General features: G+C 41.0%; 16 protein-coding genes and 1 riboswitch. Of the genes, 7 read left to right on the forward strand and 9 right to left on the reverse strand.

The window, feature by feature from the left end:
* From rmuC to F1E73_RS11185, 4 genes are all read right to left on the reverse strand, one after another.
* Nucleotides 1–1,398 carry a DNA recombination protein RmuC gene (rmuC, locus tag F1E73_RS11170; RefSeq protein WP_086477786.1) on the reverse strand — a complete coding sequence of 466 codons (1,398 nt, stop codon included), beginning with the start codon at nucleotides 1,396–1,398 and terminating at the stop codon, nucleotides 1–3.
* 192 nt (nucleotides 1,399–1,590) lie between these two features.
* Nucleotides 1,591–2,385 carry an ABC transporter ATP-binding protein gene (locus F1E73_RS11175; RefSeq protein WP_150451936.1) on the reverse strand — a complete coding sequence of 265 codons (795 nt, stop codon included), beginning with the start codon at nucleotides 2,383–2,385 and terminating at the stop codon, nucleotides 1,591–1,593.
* A 100-nt stretch (nucleotides 2,386–2,485) separates the two neighbouring features.
* Nucleotides 2,486–3,517, reverse strand: coding sequence for a FecCD family ABC transporter permease (locus tag F1E73_RS11180; RefSeq protein ID WP_150451937.1), 1,032 nt, complete (start codon nucleotides 3,515–3,517; stop codon nucleotides 2,486–2,488).
* Complete coding sequence (locus F1E73_RS11185; RefSeq protein WP_086477783.1) at nucleotides 3,518–4,663, reverse strand: ABC transporter substrate-binding protein; 1,146 nt, start codon at nucleotides 4,661–4,663, stop codon at nucleotides 3,518–3,520.
* Between the two features lie 359 nt (nucleotides 4,664–5,022).
* Nucleotides 5,023–5,239, forward strand: a riboswitch (cobalamin riboswitch).
* A 73-nt stretch (nucleotides 5,240–5,312) separates the two neighbouring features.
* Between F1E73_RS11185 and F1E73_RS11190 the strand changes: the two genes are divergently transcribed.
* Entirely contained in the window at nucleotides 5,313–7,172 is a 1,860-nt protein-coding gene (locus F1E73_RS11190) for a TonB-dependent receptor plug domain-containing protein (RefSeq protein ID WP_150451938.1), read from the forward strand.
* Nucleotides 7,173–7,283: 111 nt separating this feature from the next.
* Here the strand turns inward: F1E73_RS11190 and F1E73_RS11195 are convergent, their stop codons facing one another.
* Both F1E73_RS11195 and F1E73_RS11200 read right to left on the reverse strand, forming a co-directional pair.
* Nucleotides 7,284–8,762 carry a S41 family peptidase gene (locus F1E73_RS11195; protein WP_150451939.1) on the reverse strand — a complete coding sequence of 493 codons (1,479 nt, stop codon included), beginning with the start codon at nucleotides 8,760–8,762 and terminating at the stop codon, nucleotides 7,284–7,286.
* An 80-nt stretch (nucleotides 8,763–8,842) separates the two neighbouring features.
* On the reverse strand, nucleotides 8,843–10,336 hold the full coding sequence (locus tag F1E73_RS11200) for a S41 family peptidase (protein ID WP_150451940.1): 1,494 nt from the start codon (nucleotides 10,334–10,336) through the stop codon (nucleotides 8,843–8,845).
* A 230-nt stretch (nucleotides 10,337–10,566) separates the two neighbouring features.
* Between F1E73_RS11200 and F1E73_RS11205 the strand changes: the two genes are divergently transcribed.
* The 4 genes from F1E73_RS11205 to F1E73_RS11220 all read left to right on the forward strand — a co-directional run bounded on the left by F1E73_RS11205 (nucleotide 10,567) and on the right by F1E73_RS11220 (nucleotide 12,684).
* A complete protein-coding gene (locus F1E73_RS11205; RefSeq protein WP_086477779.1) occupies nucleotides 10,567–11,076 on the forward strand; it encodes an RNA polymerase sigma factor in 510 nt (169 codons plus the stop codon).
* Nucleotides 11,063–11,491: a hypothetical protein gene (locus F1E73_RS11210; protein ID WP_086477778.1), complete on the forward strand. Its 429-nt coding sequence runs from the start codon at nucleotides 11,063–11,065 to the stop codon at nucleotides 11,489–11,491. The genes F1E73_RS11205 and F1E73_RS11210 overlap by 14 nt, the downstream gene beginning before the upstream one ends.
* A gap of 11 nt (nucleotides 11,492–11,502) precedes the next feature.
* Entirely contained in the window at nucleotides 11,503–12,048 is a 546-nt protein-coding gene (locus tag F1E73_RS11215; RefSeq protein ID WP_086477810.1) for a DUF4252 domain-containing protein, read from the forward strand.
* A 93-nt stretch (nucleotides 12,049–12,141) separates the two neighbouring features.
* Nucleotides 12,142–12,684, forward strand: coding sequence for a DUF4252 domain-containing protein (locus F1E73_RS11220; protein ID WP_086477777.1), 543 nt, complete (start codon nucleotides 12,142–12,144; stop codon nucleotides 12,682–12,684).
* 158 nt (nucleotides 12,685–12,842) lie between these two features.
* Here the strand turns inward: F1E73_RS11220 and purB are convergent, their stop codons facing one another.
* From purB to F1E73_RS11235, 3 genes are all read right to left on the reverse strand, one after another.
* Nucleotides 12,843–14,186: an adenylosuccinate lyase gene (gene purB, locus F1E73_RS11225; protein ID WP_086477776.1), complete on the reverse strand. Its 1,344-nt coding sequence runs from the start codon at nucleotides 14,184–14,186 to the stop codon at nucleotides 12,843–12,845.
* 103 nt (nucleotides 14,187–14,289) lie between these two features.
* Nucleotides 14,290–14,865: an adenylosuccinate lyase gene (locus tag F1E73_RS11230; RefSeq protein WP_176328509.1), complete on the reverse strand. Its 576-nt coding sequence runs from the start codon at nucleotides 14,863–14,865 to the stop codon at nucleotides 14,290–14,292.
* A gap of 35 nt (nucleotides 14,866–14,900) precedes the next feature.
* On the reverse strand, nucleotides 14,901–15,587 hold the full coding sequence (locus tag F1E73_RS11235) for an SIR2 family NAD-dependent protein deacylase (protein ID WP_086477774.1): 687 nt from the start codon (nucleotides 15,585–15,587) through the stop codon (nucleotides 14,901–14,903).
* Nucleotides 15,588–15,644: 57 nt separating this feature from the next.
* Between F1E73_RS11235 and F1E73_RS11240 the strand changes: the two genes are divergently transcribed.
* The gene (locus F1E73_RS11240) at nucleotides 15,645–16,304 is read left to right on the forward strand and encodes a TrmH family RNA methyltransferase (RefSeq protein ID WP_086477773.1); all 660 of its coding nucleotides are present in this window, start codon (nucleotides 15,645–15,647) and stop codon (nucleotides 16,302–16,304) included.
* A gap of 36 nt (nucleotides 16,305–16,340) precedes the next feature.
* A complete protein-coding gene (locus F1E73_RS11245) occupies nucleotides 16,341–16,868 on the forward strand; it encodes an SRPBCC family protein (RefSeq protein ID WP_086477772.1) in 528 nt (175 codons plus the stop codon).
* Nucleotides 16,869–16,897 lie beyond the last annotated feature (29 nt).

Raw genomic sequence — 16,897 nt, forward strand, 5'->3', positions numbered from 1 at the left:
TTAGTGTTCGCGCAGTGGGAGTACCCCATCTGTATTATCTAGTTCCCCTTCCTGTTCCAAGGCATTGTCCAATAAGGATTCGGGGATAGATTTTTTTGCCCTAGCCCCCATTTTCTTCAGTTTTTCAATACTGATCACTATATTTCCCCGTCCTTCCACCAATTTTTTCATGGCCCCCTGATACTCGGTTTTAGCCTCGTCCATTTTCTTGCCCACCTTGGTTAAATCGCCCACAAAGCCTTCAAATTTATCGTATAGGGCGCCGGCTTGCCTAGCTATTTCTATGGCATTGCGTTGTTGCTTTTCGTTGTTCCACATGGTGTCTATGGTGCGAAGCGTGGCCAAAAGGGTAGCAGGGGTCACAATAATGATATTCTTTTCAAAGGCTTTACTGTATAAGGAGTTGTCTTGATTGATAGCAAGCGCAAAGGCAGGCTCTATCGGAACAAACATCAAAACAAAATCTGGACTGTCCATTTCATAAAGGTCCTCGTATTTTTTAGCGGAAAGTTGATCTACGTGTCTTCGGAGCGATTGGATATGGTCTGCTAGGAATTTACTCTTTAATTCCTCCTCTGCATTCACATAGCGTTCGTAATCTGTTAGGGATACCTTAGAGTCTACAATCATTTTCTTGCCGTCTGGGAGATGGATAATGACATCTGGTAGAACCCTTGTACCATCTTCCCGAGTAAAACTTTGTTGTACGCTGTATTCCCGGTCTTTTTCAAGGCCAGATTTTTCCAGTACGCGTTCCAATACCAATTCTCCCCAATTTCCTTGCATTTTACTGTCGCCTTTTAGGGCTTTGGTTAGGTTGATGGCCTCCTGGGTAATTTTCAGGTTTTGGGTCTGTAAATTGGCCAACTGTTCCTTTAAGGCCGAGTGCATTCCTACGCTTTCTTTCTGGCTGTCCTCTACTTTTTTTTCGAATAGTTGGATCTTTTCCTGTAAGGGAGACAATATATTTTTGATGTTTTCCCGGTTCTGCTCAGTAAATTTACTGCTCTTTTCATCCAAGATCTTATTGGCCAGATTTTCAAATTCCTTGGTGAAAGTGGCTTGTAGTTTGGCTACTTCTTCCTTTTGCTCCCTGTTTTTTTGCTGCAGGTGTTCCATGTCGGCCTGATACCTGGTAAGCTGGTGCCCTAAGTGTTCCTTTTCTATTCGGAGTTGTTCTTTTTCGGTTTCCCAAGTATTTCGGAGCGCCTCTTTTTCCGCGTTCGCTTTTACCAATTGCTCTTCCAAATTGGCAATAGTAATGCCCAATTGTTGTTCTCGCTCCAATAGCGTACTTTGATCAGATTTGGTTTTAAGGCCTTGTATGTAGTTCCCTAATAAATAGCCAGCTCCCAAACATAGAAGGGCTACCAAAAGGGCAGCAAGCATTTCACTCATGGTTAGTTGATCTTTTAGGTAAAGATAATGGATTGGGTTTAGAATAGGGAGCGAATCAATTTAAAGATTTTCCCGACTCCCTAGGCGTTTTAATCTTACATCCTAAGGATGCGGATACTAGCTTATACCCGCTGGGGAACAAGATAAAAGTAAAAAATTTGCAGCGATAAAGGGATAGGCGAAAAGTCCTTACTACTTATTTACCCTAAAAGCCCCGGTTTTGCCATCAAAAGTTATAGTGTCCGATGGGAATAGGTTTTCAAAGTTCTTGTTTCGGATCAGGTCACAGGGTTCACCAAAGGCACTTTTTCCTTTTTCCAAAATAAGCATCTTATCGCATAGCTGAATCGCTATTTCAATTTCATGGGTGGTAAATAGGATGGTTTTTTGGGTTTTGTGAGCGATGTCTTGCAACAATTTTAAGATCTGGACTTTGTGGTACAGGTCTAAATGAGAGGTGGGTTCATCCATTAATATAACGGGGGTGTCTTGTGCCAATGCCCTGGCAATCATTACCTTTTGTAATTGTCCGTCACTAAGCTCATAGCACTTCTTATATTGCAGGGAGGTGAGCTCTACCAAATTAAGGGCGCTTTTTATTTTTGTCTTGTCCTGGTCACTCAAAGTTCCTATCCAGTTGGTGTAGGGTTGCCTCCCTAGACTCACCAACTCCATTACCGTTAGGTTTTTGGAGGCAATGGGCTCGGTCAGTACTACGCTTATTTCTGTTGCGAGGGCCAGACTGGTAAGTTTCTCCAAGGGCGTGCTATTCAATAAGATGTTCCCGGAGAGCTTGGGTTGTACTTTCCCCAAGGTCCTTAATAAAGTAGATTTGCCTATTCCGTTTACCCCTATGATTGCTGCTAACTCTCCTTTTTTCAAGGAAAAGTTAATGTTTGTAGCGATCACGTTTTCCCGTTTCCCGGAGGTATATCCAATCTTTAGATCCCTACTTGTTAGTGCGCTATTTCCCTCGTAGTTGCTGATGATATGTAATTTTAATGCTAAGCTAATTAATAGACTTCAAAAATACTTTAAACTAGGCACTTTATGGTATTCTGCCCTAGGAGAAACACTCGCCCCTCCCTTAAAATACCATTTTTCGCTTCCTTACCAAGAGCCAAATTACCACTGGTGCCCCAATGATGGAGGTAATGGCGTTTATGGGCAACACGCTAGCAGAGTTAGGCCATTGGGCTATGGTGTCGCATATCAACATTAATATAGCCCCATAAATCATTACTGCTGGCAGTAATACTCTATGATCGGTAGTGTTAAAAATTTGTCGCGTTAAATGGGGTACGGCCAATCCAATAAATGCTATGGGACCGGCAAAGGCGGTAGCCCCACCAGCGAGTAGACCAGTGGCCAAAATTATAGCGTAGCGAGATCGCTTTATGTTTACGCCCATACTCCGTGCATAATGCTCTCCCAATAAGAGGGAGTTTAGGGGTTTTATGGATAGTATACTAATGACTAGGCCCACGACGGTAATAATAGCAAGTAATAGTAATTGTTGCCATGAAAGATTACCAAGGCTCCCAAAGGACCAATAGATATATTGCTGTAATTTTTCTGCGGTGGTGAAGTAAGAGAGAACACTTACCAAAGCAGAGGTGAGACTGCCAAACATAAGTCCAATAATGAGCAATGCCATGGTATCTTTAACCCTAGAGGCTACTACCATGACGGCCAAAAGAACCACAAAACTCCCAATACTGGAGGCTAGGGCCAAGGAAATATCGTTTACCAATCCAAAAGAAAATAGTCCACTAAATAAAGAGGCGCCCATTATGAGGATGGCTGCACCCAAACTGGCGCCAGAACTTATACCCAGCACAAAGGGTCCGGCCAATGGGTTTCGGAACAAGGTTTGCATTAGCAAACCACTTAAGGCAAGGCCACTACCTACTAGGATAGCGGTCAGTGCTTTAGGTACTCTGTAGTCCCAAATTATATATGCCCAAGATTCCCGTTCCGTAACTTTTCCTAAAATGGCATTTACCACTTCCTTAAAGGGGATAGCGACAGACCCCAAACTGATGTTAACCAGAAAACAAGCCAGCAAGACCACTAATAACAGTAGAAAGTAGATTCGGTATGTTTTAGATTGTGGCACTTAATCCAAGGGTTTAAAGAATACGGATTGGTGTTCTGGAAGTAATTCTGGGTGAAAGATGTGAATTAGGTCTTTGAGGACCAAATCGGGCCTGTTGGGGGCCAATTCAAAATAGAGCATTCCTCCCGTTTCTCCTTTGGTATTGGCATAGGTGTATATTTTTTTGTTTTTATAGGCAGCGAATTGCGTATAGTGCCGGTTACTGTCTTCCATCTCTTGATAGCTTATAAACTGGGAGGGGGCTATCCAGTATTCCGCTGCTCGCCCTTTCTCCAGTACGCTCTCTAAACTTAAGGAGAGGCTGCCAGTTTCCTTGGTGTCTTTCCAAAGGTAGTTGGTATTGGCATCCTCCATAAATTTGGCGCCCCAGCTATTGCCACCAGGGAGGTACCATATATCTTTATACAGTGCGCCACTCAATACCGTTGGCTTTGATTTGGCCTGTTGTGCTAGCTTTTTTGTGTTATGGTAGTTATCGGCTATGGAGGCAAAGATGCTATCTGCCTTGGCCTCTTGTTGAAAGAAAGGGGCAAAGAACTTAATCCATTCTGCTTTCCCCAAGGGGGTTTCTTCGGTCCACTCGCCGTTGTATACTACTGGGATGCCGGCCCGCTGTACGGTTTCATAGGCCTTATTTTCATTATTTATACCAAAGCCTATTACTAGGTCTGGATTTAAGGCAATCACCATTTCCGTGCTTAATGCCTCGTTTTTCCCCAAATCTTTCACCTTACCAGCATCTATGTATTCCCGTGCTGTTTTAGAAGAAATATATCGTGTGTCAGGAAATCCTATTAGCTTGTCCAATTGCTCCAAGGCTTCTAAGGCCGGAATGTGGGTGGTAGAGGTAACTACAATATTTTCTACTGGAACAGGGACAATGGCGTGGTAGGCATCCTCGTCAATATGAATTGTTGCCAGGGAGTCTTTTGGAACCAGTGCATAGGTAAATGCCGCTTCCGAATTGGGCCAGGGAGAGGTTATTTTAATGACCGTTATTCCATTGGATTGCTTTTCCATGGTAAAGCCCTTTGCATGCGCTATGGGGATTGGCTTTGCAGATACCGCTTTGGGGTTGCCATCTTTTTTCTCCTGCTTACAGGAAAAAATAGCTAGTACGAATAGCAAGTAAATAACCTTCTTCAAAAGTCTAATTTTTTGATTTATGGGTTCAAAAGTAGTACTAAATTTTTTGACGACGAGCCTTATCCAACATTCGTTTATAATCTTTGGATGTAGATTACATAAACCCTAAAGATATTAAAAAGTGATAGGACTAAGCTAAAATAGCCGCTGGTTGTTGGATTTTTGTTCATTTTTGAAATAGGTGTTTTGGTACACTTAGGAGGAGATCTAATTATACCTTTCTACAATGCAAGGAGCTGTTTTCTTATAAGCTATCTCTAACATGGCCCTATCCGTGGAGAGCGTAATTTGCTGCGGCAATATTTCAGCTACACTTAAGAAACTCCCTTAACTAGGGAGTAAATAGTAAAAAATGTAGTAGTTTCGCGCCGAATTTCGGTTCCAGCTCTTCTTGTATCAAGAGGAATGGATTAAAAGGGAATTCGGTGAAAGTCCGAAGCTGTTCCCGCAACTGTAAGCTTGGTCCGTATTATGCGGATGGCTGTCATTTCTTCAGAATACCACTGCCTAAACTAGAGGCGGGAAGGTGCATGATAGTACGCAAGTCAGGAGACCTGCCAAATTCAAAAAAACAATGTTAAACTTTCGGGACAAAGGTTTGCGAATGAATACGGACATTCCACACTCCCATTTATTGAATTAAAGGAAAATGAACAAAAAATGTATTGGTATGCTTGCCGCAATAGTGGCTTGCACAAATGTAGTTGCACAAGAAAAAGAAGCGGATATCCAGCATCTGGACGAAGTGGTAGTAAGCGACTCCCGTTTTGAACTTAAAAGGGAGAACTCCGGGAAAACTGTGGTTAAGATTACCGCAGAAGAAATAAAAAGAAGTCAGGGTAAAACAGTTGCCGAAATTATTAATTCTAAAAGCGGTTTTGCCATAGCAGGTAGCAATGGGAGGGAAGGTACGGTTTTAGGTGTTTATGCCCGTGGGGGTAGAGGTAGACAGGTATTGGTATTGGTAGACGGAGTGCGAGTATCGGACCCATCGTCTGTAAATCAGGAATATGATTTAAGAATGCTTTCTATGGCCAATATAGAATCTATAGAAATCATTAAAGGAGCAGCGAGTACCCTTTACGGTACCAATGCGGCTACTGCAGTGATAAATATCACGACTAAAAAGTCATCAGAAAATAAAATAGCCGGAAATTTTCAATCCAGCGTTGGTACCAATCAAACCGCAAAGGATCAAAATTATAATATAGGTGATTTTGCCAACAGTGCCACTATAAACGGTACCTTGGATAAGTTTAGCTATAATGTTGGATTCTCCAATCGCTATTCCGAAGGCTTATCTGCATTGGTCACTCCCGAGAATGAGGAAGATATTTTTTCTAGCTATAGTACGAATGTGAAATTGGGATATGCATTTTCAGACAGATTTAATGTAGGAGTTTTTGGGAATCATACCAAGACCAGGGGAGAGTATGATGAGGCCTTTGGTATGTTCGATGCTCCCTACGAATATATAAGTGAGCAGAAAAGAGCAGGATTATCGGCAGAATATAAGTACAATAACGGATCCTTGGTGCTTAACTCGGGCTACAGTGAGTACGATTCAGATATTAAGGATGGCTTTCCCACGATCTATAACGGCAAGAATACGGTAGTAGATTTGTATAATAAATACAGTTTTAACGATAAGCTCTATACCATCTTAGGTCTTAATTATATCCATGATGAGACCAAATATGCGGCGGTTCAGGATTTTGATATTATAGATCCCTACCTTAACCTGGTTTATGTATCCAGTTTTGGGCTTAACCTAAACACAGGGGTACGTGCCAATAATCATTCCGAGTATGGGTCGCACTTTGTTTATAATGTAAACCCATCCTTTACTTTTCATAATGCCAATGGTTATGTGAAGCTAATGGGGTCTTATGCTACCTCTTATATCACCCCAAGTTTAAACCAATTATTCGGAAATTTTGGGGCCAATCCAGAGTTGGAGCCAGAGGAGAATAGGACTATTGAAGGTGGATTTGAATATGCCGTTGACAAAGACCTTAGATTCAGCGCGCTTTATTTTAATAGAAAAGAAAAGAACTTCGTTTATTATGGCAGTACTGGTTATTTAAATGCTGAAAATACCATCGATGCCAAAGGAGTAGAGTTAGAGCTTAGTTGGACTCCCATGACTCAATTAAATCTTGGCGCTAACTATACCTTTACCGAAAGAGAAGGCGATAATGCCATCAGACTTCCTAAACAAAAAGCGAATGCATATGTAGGTTACGATTTTTCTCAGCGTACCCATGCTAACGTTAGTTACGCCTTAACTGGCACACGTACCGATACCGATTTTGGATCCTTCCCCTTTACAGATGTGGAATTGGAGACCTATGGGTTATTGGATTTTTACATTTCGCACCAAGTAATAGAAAATAAACTCACCTTTTTCCTGAATGCAAGTAATCTTCTAAATGAGGAGTATACGGAGCTATTAGGATTTACAACCAAAGGAAGAAATTTAAGAGTAGGACTTACTATCAACTTATAGTCTTCCGGAAGGTAAGAGGAGGTAGGTAGTATTTATTATACCCAATTACCATACTTAGGCATAAGAAAAAAGGGCCCGATATACAGAAATATCGGGCCCTTCATCTTTCAATTAATATTGTGGTAGTGGCAGGTGTTCTATCTTATCCAAATACATATGGTCTTTAAGAGGGCTAAATAGTTTGGAGTTAGATACCACTTCTACTGGTGAAACTACGGTGAAATCCCTTTTCGCAGTAGCACCCGTTATTTCTTGGATAGCCCTGGCAAATAAGGGTTCATTGGGGTCTCCCAGCTCCCCCATATCAGAAACATCTTCGCTCAGTTCAATAGTTGGGGCTAATCCGTCTGTATAATCAGAGAATCCATTCGCATTCTCATTGCGCCCCATAAGAGGCTGCATGGCCCATGAGTTGTTAGGGTTAATCTTATCTTCCCTACTGCCACTGTAAATATAATCGTTATCCCTATCGTCTACCATGGTTATGGAAAACTCATTCTTCCCCCTAGTTTTTTCTCCTATATGTATTACATCTATATAAGGGGCAAGTCCGTTCATAACCAGTTCACTGGCACTGGCAGAGCTTCCAGTAGCTAGTATGTATACTTTACTGAGGTTTAAGGTGTTAATAGGAGTCCCTTTATCGGTTTTAGCAGCAAAATAATCTTCCAACTGTTCCTCACTGAAAGTGGATTGCAATTTATCGTTCCATCGCTGTCTAATATAGAGCTCGTTGGTATGGGTGCCGTAGATCATGCTGGCTAACAGTCTAGAGCTATTTACCGATCCCCCGGGGTTGTAGCGAAGGTCTACCACCAGCTCCGTAGCTCCCTCCATCTTAAACGTTTCAAATGCGTTGTTTAGCTCCTCGTTATATCCCCTGGTAAAACCGTTGTACATAAGGTAGGCAATCTTGGTACCGCTTACTTCCACAGTTTTGGCAACTAAGATGGGGTTTTCTTCCAGGCCTTCCTCTTTGGTGAGCGTTACTTCCTTGCCATTCTCTGTAAGTACTTTGTCATTAATATCGGCCATTCCCAGGGTATAGGTATCCTTATTTCCAAACAGCAGCTCCCTGTAATTTGCATCCGTGAGTTTTATGCCATCTACCCTAGTAAATATTTCTCCTCGGGAAATAGGTTTGGAGGCGGCATTGGAGTTGGGAATGATGTAGCGCACATATCCAAAAAGATCCGTACTTCCTTGGAAACGTGCCAATCCAAATTCCATCCCGTTGCTTTTGGTAATTCCCTGCAATGAGTTTACCAATACTCGGTAATCATCTCCTGTAAAACTAAATCGGTCTACTGCATTTTCAACACCTACTACATTCCGATGCTTATAGCAGGTTTTGTAGAAAAACTCGGCAGGATCCCTGTATTCCTCTAAATAGTCAATGTACTTCTCATTGGAGCTAAACCTAGTATCTCCTAGATTGGGGGCATCGGCTTGCCAAAAATACCATTGGTTTAATCCCTGCCACATAAAGTGCTGTACTTCCACATCCTTGGGGTAGATAAAGGCATGGTCATCTAAGTCGGTACAAGAAAGTATTAGGGGTAGTATTAGCAGCGCTAAAAATTTTTTCATAGTAAAGAATTGAATGTGATGTAATTTCTCAAAGTTCAATTTAAATAAAAAAAACTGTTAGCGCTACCTTTAATTTTATGCTATTGTTTGATTAATGGTAAAGGGTTTTTTATATCCATATACATATTGTCCTTAGTCTTGGTAAACATTTTGGAGCTGGTAACCAGTTGAACCGGTAATTGTACGGTGAAATCCATTTTAGCGGATATTCCTGTAATTTCCGAAATAGCTTTTTTCAATAGAGGCTCTTCCAAGTCTCCCAAAACGCCTAAGTTAGACAGGTCTTCCCTTAAATCGATGTCTGGCGCAAGTCCTGCAGTATAGTCCGAAAATCCGGCTGAATTTTCATTTCTACCGATAAGAGGCTGAATTGCCCACGAATTTTCAGGATTTATTTGATTTTCTCTATTGGGGTCGTAAACGTTGCCATTTTCTAGGTCATCAACAAAGGTGACGGAAAATTCATTTTTTCCGGTGGTGGTAGTTCCAATATGGACTACATCGATATAAGGATCCAAGCCATTAATCACCAACTCACTGGCAGAGGCTGTACTTCCGGTAGCTAGAACATAAACCTTGTTAAGACCTAGGGTGTTGAGGGGACTATTCATAGAGGTCTTATCGGCAAAATAGGTAGTTAGGCTAGACTCTTCAAATTCCGACTGCAATTTCTGGTTGTATCTAGCTTTAAGAAATACCTTGTCTGTATAGGGGCCATAGATCATACTAGATAAAAGTACCGAGGAGTTTACGGAGCCCCCTGGGTTATACCTTAGATCCAAAACTAAATCTGTTACCCCGGCAGTTTTAAAGGTGCCAAAAGCATCATTTAAATCCTCATCAAACTCATTGGTGAAACTATTGTACATTAAATAGCCTATTTTTTGGCCATTCACTTCCAAGACTTTGGCGATGTGAACGGGGTTTTCCGTTAAGTCTGCTTCTTTGGTAAGAGTAACTTCCCGCCCAGTTTTGGTAATAACGTTGTTAGAGATTTCTGCCATATCTAAGGTATAGGTGTCATTCTCCCCAAAAAGCAATTCCACATAATTATTCAAGTTTAGGGGAGTGCCATTTACGCCTGTAAAAAAATCCCCTCGCTTAATATCTTTTCCTGCAGCGTTAGAATTGGGGACTACGTATCGCACATAGCCAAAAACATCGTCACTATCGGCAAATAAACTAAGTCCAAATTCCAGACCATTACTTTTGGATACGCCCGAAAAGGCTTTGGTAAGTTCTTTATAGTCCTCGGAGTAAAAACTAAAGCGATCCTCGGAAAAAAGTAATTTTTCATCAAAGAATTTCCCTGGATCCTGTTCAGATTTAAGAAATTCCAGGTATGCGGCTTCTGTCTTAAATCGGTCGTCCCCTAGGTTGGGAACATCGCTCTGCCAAAAATAATAGAGGTTCATGGTCTGCCACATAAAGTTTTGAACCGTTACATCTACAGTGTCTTTGGCTTCTGTATCTATTATGGGATCTTCTTGAACAGGTACTACTTCATCATCTTTTGAACATTGGATAAAAAGTAAGCTTATTCCGAGTACTACTACGCTTAGATATTTTTTCATGGTAAAGATTAAAATTCTACTAAATTCATGTAAACAAAAATCATTCCATTAAAAAAAATACCTGGATTGGGAATAATTTTATATATCTACGGAAAAAAGACAGATTTGGTTTATTAAGAGCGTAAATTACGAACATTGGTTTTATTTAAAAATAAAATGTAACAAAAGTCGATGTATGTCGTCTTCCCATTGTAAGCCTAATCGTGAGGATTACAAAACAACCGAACCTAATGCAGCAAACTGAATTTTTAAATGTGGTGCTTCCTTTTAAGGATAAGCTATTTAGGCTTGCCAAACGAATATTGGTATCTAGGGAGGAAGCGGAAGATGCCACACAAGAAATTTTATTGAAGCTATGGACTAAAAATAAGACCATGGGCAATTACACCAATGTGGAGGCCTATGCTATGACGATGACAAAGAATTTTTGTTTGGACCGTTTAAAGTCTAAACAAGCTGGAAACTTAAAACTGGTACATAGCAATTACGAGGACAATAGGACGTCTCTGCAAGAGGAGGTAGAGGTTAGCGACAGTCTTAGCTGGGTAGAAAAAATTATGGAGGAATTACCTGAACAGCAGAAATTAGTGCTTCAATTGCGGGATGTGGAACAATATGAGTTCGACGAAATTGCCCTCTTATTGGATATGAAGCCTACCGCAATTAGGGTGGCTTTGTCCAGGGCAAGGAAAACAGTTAGGGAGAAATTGGTACAAAAACACAATTATGGAATTGGATAGAATAGAAAAGTTATTGGAGAGATATTTTGAGGCTACCACTACGGTGGCCGAAGAAGAAACCCTACGGGATTTCTTTGCAAGTGGGAACATTCCCGTGCATCTAAAACCATATGCACCTATGTTCCAGTATTTTTCCGAAGCCAAAGAAGAGCGGTACACCAAGCAGGTCCCATTAAAACCTAGAAAAAAGTATTTGGAATGGGCTTCCGTAGCGGCGGTCGTAGTTTTAATCTTTGGTATATATTTTGGTAATGCGTACAGTAAGCAGCAAGAACAGCGAAAAGCTGAGTACGCGTATCAGCAAACCAAAAAGGCGCTTAGTTTGGTGGCTGCCAACTTTGAAAGAGGTACAGAAAAGGTGGCTTACTTAAAGGAATTTGAGGCAACAAAAGAAAAGATTTATAACGAAAAATAAAAATGATAAAAATGAGAAAGCATATTATAATCGCATTATTGGCAGTACTTCCATTAGTAGGTCATTCCCAATCCATATTTGATAAATACGAGGATGTGGACAAGGTAAGTGCCGTAGTGGTAAACGAAAGTATGTTTAGGCTGCTTAGTAAGATCAATGTGGAGGTAGATGACCAAGAGGCACAGGATTTTATGGATATAGCCCAAAACTTAAAGAATTTAAGGGTGTTCATTACCGAGGACAAGACGGTCTCTGCCGATATGGAAGCCACTATGAAGAAGTATCTAAAGTCTGCATCGCTACAAGAATTGATGCGGGTAAAGGACAAGGATGCCAACGTAAGGTTTTATATAAAAAGCGGAAGGGATGAAGACCATGTTAGCGAACTCCTGATGTTTGTGACCGGTATAAAAAATGTGGACATGGAGATCAATGATAGGAAGATAGAAACGGTATTGCTGTCGCTTACCGGGGATATAGACCTAAACAAGATTGGCTCGCTCACCAAAAAAATGAACCTGCCCAATGAGCTGAACAAAGCTGGGAAAAACAGATAAAAGAAAAAGTACAGGGTAGGAGACCATCTCGTTATGGTTATCCCTATCCTGTGCCTAGTATGGATTCATAGAATTTAACTTAAAAAGACAAAAATGAAAAAGGTTTTAACAAGGGGAAGTGCCCTACTTTTAATGGTATTCCTAGCCTGTGCTACTTCCCAAAGCCTTCAGGAGTACTACGTAGATAATGCTGAAAACCCCAATTTCATGGCGATAGATCTTCCTGTAAGTCTACTAAATTTGGACAAGGCCAATTTAACTGAAGAGCAACAAGCGGCCGTAGCCTCCTTGCGAAAACTTAATATTCTGGCCTTTAAAAAGTCGGCCGCCAATGATGCCGAGTTTCAAAAGGAGCGGGCCCATGTACGGGAAATTTTAAAAAATGGCAAGTTCACAGAACTAATGAAGATGAATACCAGCTATGGAAAAGCTACGGTCAACTATTTAGGTGAAGATGATGCCATAGATGAGGTGGTTATTTATGGTGACAGTAAAGATAAGGGATTTGTGTTGGTGCGTGTATTGGGGAAAAATATGAATCCGGCAATGATGATCCAGTTTATTCAAGCTTTAGAGAAATCGGACTACCAGGGAGAAGGACTGGAACAAGTGGGTAAATTTTTAAAAGGCGTTTAAAAAAAACTTGGGAGCAACTAAAAGAAAAACCCTGCTTTGGTATTTTCCTAAGCAGGGTTTTTTAGTTGCTATTAAAACCGTTGTTTTACAGTGCAGCGAAATGATTAAGCTAAATCAGAATCACGCATTCTGCAAGTGTAAATGGTTTGTTCTGTTGTCTAGATACCGGTATAATTTTGGGGAGTGATTTGTTTTAGCTCCTCTTTTATGGTATCGTTCACCTCCAAGGTGTCTATGAAATTTGCAATAGATTCTTGGGTGATTTTTTCATTGGTCCTGGTAAGTCCTTTTAGGGCTTCGTACGGATCTGGATACGCTTCACGCCTAAGGATGGTCTGTATGGCCTCTGCAACAACCGCCCAGTTATTCTCCAAGTCCTTATCAAACTGTTCTGCGTTTAGGAGTAGTTTGTTCATTCCTTTTAGCGTTGCTTGGAAAGCAATAAGGGTGTGTCCAAAAGGTACGCCTACATTTCTCAAAACGGTGCTGTCCGTTAGGTCTCGCTGCAGTCTGGATATAGGTAATTTTGCCGATAAATGCTCAAAAATAGCATTGGCGATCCCCAAATTCCCTTCAGAGTTCTCAAAGTCGATCGGATTTACCTTGTGTGGCATAGCCGATGATCCTACTTCCCCAGCTTTTATTTTTTGCTTAAAATAATCCATGGAAACGTAGGTCCAGAAATCCCTATCTAAATCAATGATAATGGTGTTGATGCGTTTTAGGCAATCGAACAAGCCTGCCATATGGTCGTAATGCTCAATTTGTGTAGTGGGAAAGGAATGGTGTAATCCCAGTTTTTCCTGTACAAATTGTTGTCCAAAGGCTTTCCAATCAATGGAGGGGTACGCAACTTTGTGCGCGTTAAAGTTTCCTGTGGCACCCCCAAATTTGGCTGCATGGGGTAGCTCTTCCAATAAACGAAACTGTTCTTTTAATCGAACTGCAAAAACATCCATTTCCTTGCCTAAACGGGTAGGGGATGCAGGCTGTCCGTGAGTCCTTGCTAACATGGGGACTGCTTCCCATTCCTTGGCCAATTCCTCTATTTTGTTCAAAACCTCCAAATAATGGGGAATATAAACCTGATCCATCGCTTCCTTAATGGAGAGAGGAATGGCGGTATTATTAATATCCTGAGAGGTGAGTCCAAAATGGATAAACTCTTTATAGGACTGAAGGCCTAGGGCGTCAAATTTCTTCTTAATAAAATACTCAACAGCTTTTACATCGTGGTTGGTAACCTTTTCTATTTCTTTAATGTCGGTAGCATCTTCAGTAGTAAAGTTGCTGTAAATTTCCCGCAGTGCCGTGAACTTGGAAGTGTCAAAGTCCGACAATTGCGGCAAAGGAATTTCGCAAAGCGCGATAAAATATTCAATTTCAACCAGAACCCTATACTTTATAAGAGCTTCTTCCGAAAAATAGGGTGCCAAGGATGCAGTCCTGCTGCGATATCTGCCATCTATAGGCGAAATGGCGTTTAAATTATTTAATGACATTTTATAAGAAATTGGATGTTTTTATGAAAAGCGCAAAGATAGCTATAAGTTAAAGAGTATAAAAGCGTTCATTTAATAATGTTGAGGTTTGGAACAAAGGATATTACTGGGAATCTGCTACCGGGATCTTAGCCAATATTTTTCTTGCCCTTGCTTTATATGCGGCACTCCCTTGAGCATAGTTTTGTTCCAATACCAATCTTAATTCTGGCCATATCCATGGGTGTTTTTGGCCCAATAATAGGAGGCAGCTCATTGCATACGCTTTAGTAGCAACTTTATGTTCCGCTATTAACCAATCAAAACAGTTAGTGGTTATTTGCGAAAGATGTGCTTCCGTTAAAGCTTTCCGGGTGTCGGGGTCTTTTGCTATAAAATATGACTCAGTGAGGTATTCACAAATTTTTGCGATGGGCCTTAAGGCCGACTCATGGTATACCGCAGGGCAATTGTTTATAAACCTGTCCATATAAGGGAGTAGCAGGTCTAAGCGTTGTTTAGCAACATATTCCATCACCCAACTGGCCTTGCAGGAGAGCGGATGGTTTACCTGAAAAGCGATCTCCATAAGGGCTTCCATATTTGTGGGATGATTAATAAGGGTGGTGGCCATTTCCATTCTTTTTCGTTTGGAATGATCTACCCTCTCTAATGCTATGCGTAATTCTTGAACCTCCACAATATGCTTGTTTTTATCCTAGGTGCGTTATAGCGCTACTTGTTTAACAGTTGTTCCTTAAGCAATTCCATGCCCTTGGTAGCGCTATGGGGCAATATGGTAAGGTTGTTAAAGTCTGCTTCCCTGATATTGGGTTTGGGGTCTATAAAGTAGATAGGAATGTTATTGGGTGCGTAGTGCACTAGGCTAGCTGCTGGGTATACCTGCATGGAAGTGCCAATAATCACCAATTTATCTGCTTGTGCCGTGATGTCTGCAGCCTGCTCTAACATAGGAACAGCTTCGCCAAACCATACTATATGGGGGCGTAACTGAGTGCCAGCCGGACAAAGGTCGCCCAAATTTAAATCGGTTTCCCAATCTATGATATGCGCTGGATTTTGGCTACTTCTTGCCTTTAGTAGTTCTCCGTGTAAATGTATCACTTGTGAGCTCCCAGCCCGTTCATGTAGGTCGTCTACATTTTGGGTGATGATCTGTACGTAGTAGGACGACTCTAATTTTGCCAAGGAAAGATGCGCTTTATTGGGGCTTACTTCTAGTAACTGCCTCCTACGCTGGTTATAAAAGTTGAGCACCAACTCAGGATTTCTTGCAAACCCTTGAGGTGTGGCAACCTCCATTACATCATGACCTTCCCATAACCCGTCTTCATCCCTGAAAGTTTTGATGCCGCTTTCTGCACTGATGCCGGCGCCTGATAAAACAACTATATTTTTCATGTAAAACAATCTATATTTGTAAAATTAAGTTTTTTCTTTAACATCAATAAGTAGGGTATGAGCGACAGCCAATTGCTAGCGTATTTAGAGGGGTTTATTACACCAAAGAGGAAACAGCGATTTTTGGATATATTGGAAGAACGTACCAAGTACCTTACAGTTGCTGCAGAGGATGTGTACCAGATGCACAATATGAGTGCTGTTATCAGAAGTTGTGACATTTTTGGGGTTCAGGAAGCCCACCTCATTGAAAGTAAGTTTGGGAAAAGACTGGACAAAAGTATTTCTATGGGCGCGCAGCAATGGGTAGATGCCAAAAGATACAATAATACTACAGACTGTATTACTGCTCTTAAACAGCAGGGCTATCGTATTGTAGCCACTACCCCCCATGAGAATGGGGTGTTGTTGCCCGACTTTGAGTTTGAAGGGAAAACGGCCTTGTTTTTTGGAACCGAACGAGACGGGCTAAGTGAAGAGGTTATGGAAAGTGCAGATGCCTATCTTACCATACCCATGGTTGGCTTTACCGAAAGTCTCAATATTTCTGTGTCTGCAGCCATTATAATGCACCAACTTACCACGCTTTTAAAGAAATCCGATATAAAATGGCAGCTTACCGAGGAGGAAAAGTTAGAGAAACGGCTAGATTGGACGAAGAAGTCGGTTCGAAGCATAGAGGACGTTCTAAAACGCTATTACGAAACCAATCGTTAAAATTGGTATATTTGATAGAACCATTAAACCATTATTATGTCAATATTTATTTATATCGTATTGGGAATCATTGTGTTGATTGCCATTTTAGCCATTCTAGCTCCAAAAACCTATGACGTATCCAGGTCTATTTTAATCAATAAACCCAAAAAGGAAGTTTTTGAATATATAAAATACCTTAAAAAGCAACAAGAATGGTCGCCTTGGGAAAGAAGAGATCCCAATATGGAAAAAAAGTTTACTGGTACAGATGGAGAAGTAGGTGCTGTGAGCTACTGGAATGGGAATAAAGAAGTAGGGGAAGGGGAGCAAGAAATTACAAGGATAGTAGAAGGTGAGCGAGTAGAAGGCGAGCTTCGGTTCTTAAAGCCCTTTAAATCTACATCTGCTTCATACATTGCCGTTGCTGATAAAAGTGCAGACCAGACAGAGGTTGTTTGGGGTTTTAAAGGAAATAATAAATTCCCCATGTCCATTATGATGCTTTTTATGAGTATGGATAAAATGATTGGAAAAGATTTTGAAGAAGGTCTGAGAAACTTGAAGGAAGTAATGGAAAAATAACTTCCAGAATCAATCAGTTTAAAAACTGG

Origin of the sequence: Arenibacter lacus (assembly GCF_008711145.1) — a bacterium.
In the GTDB taxonomy this organism is placed as follows: domain Bacteria; phylum Bacteroidota; class Bacteroidia; order Flavobacteriales; family Flavobacteriaceae; genus Arenibacter; species Arenibacter amylolyticus.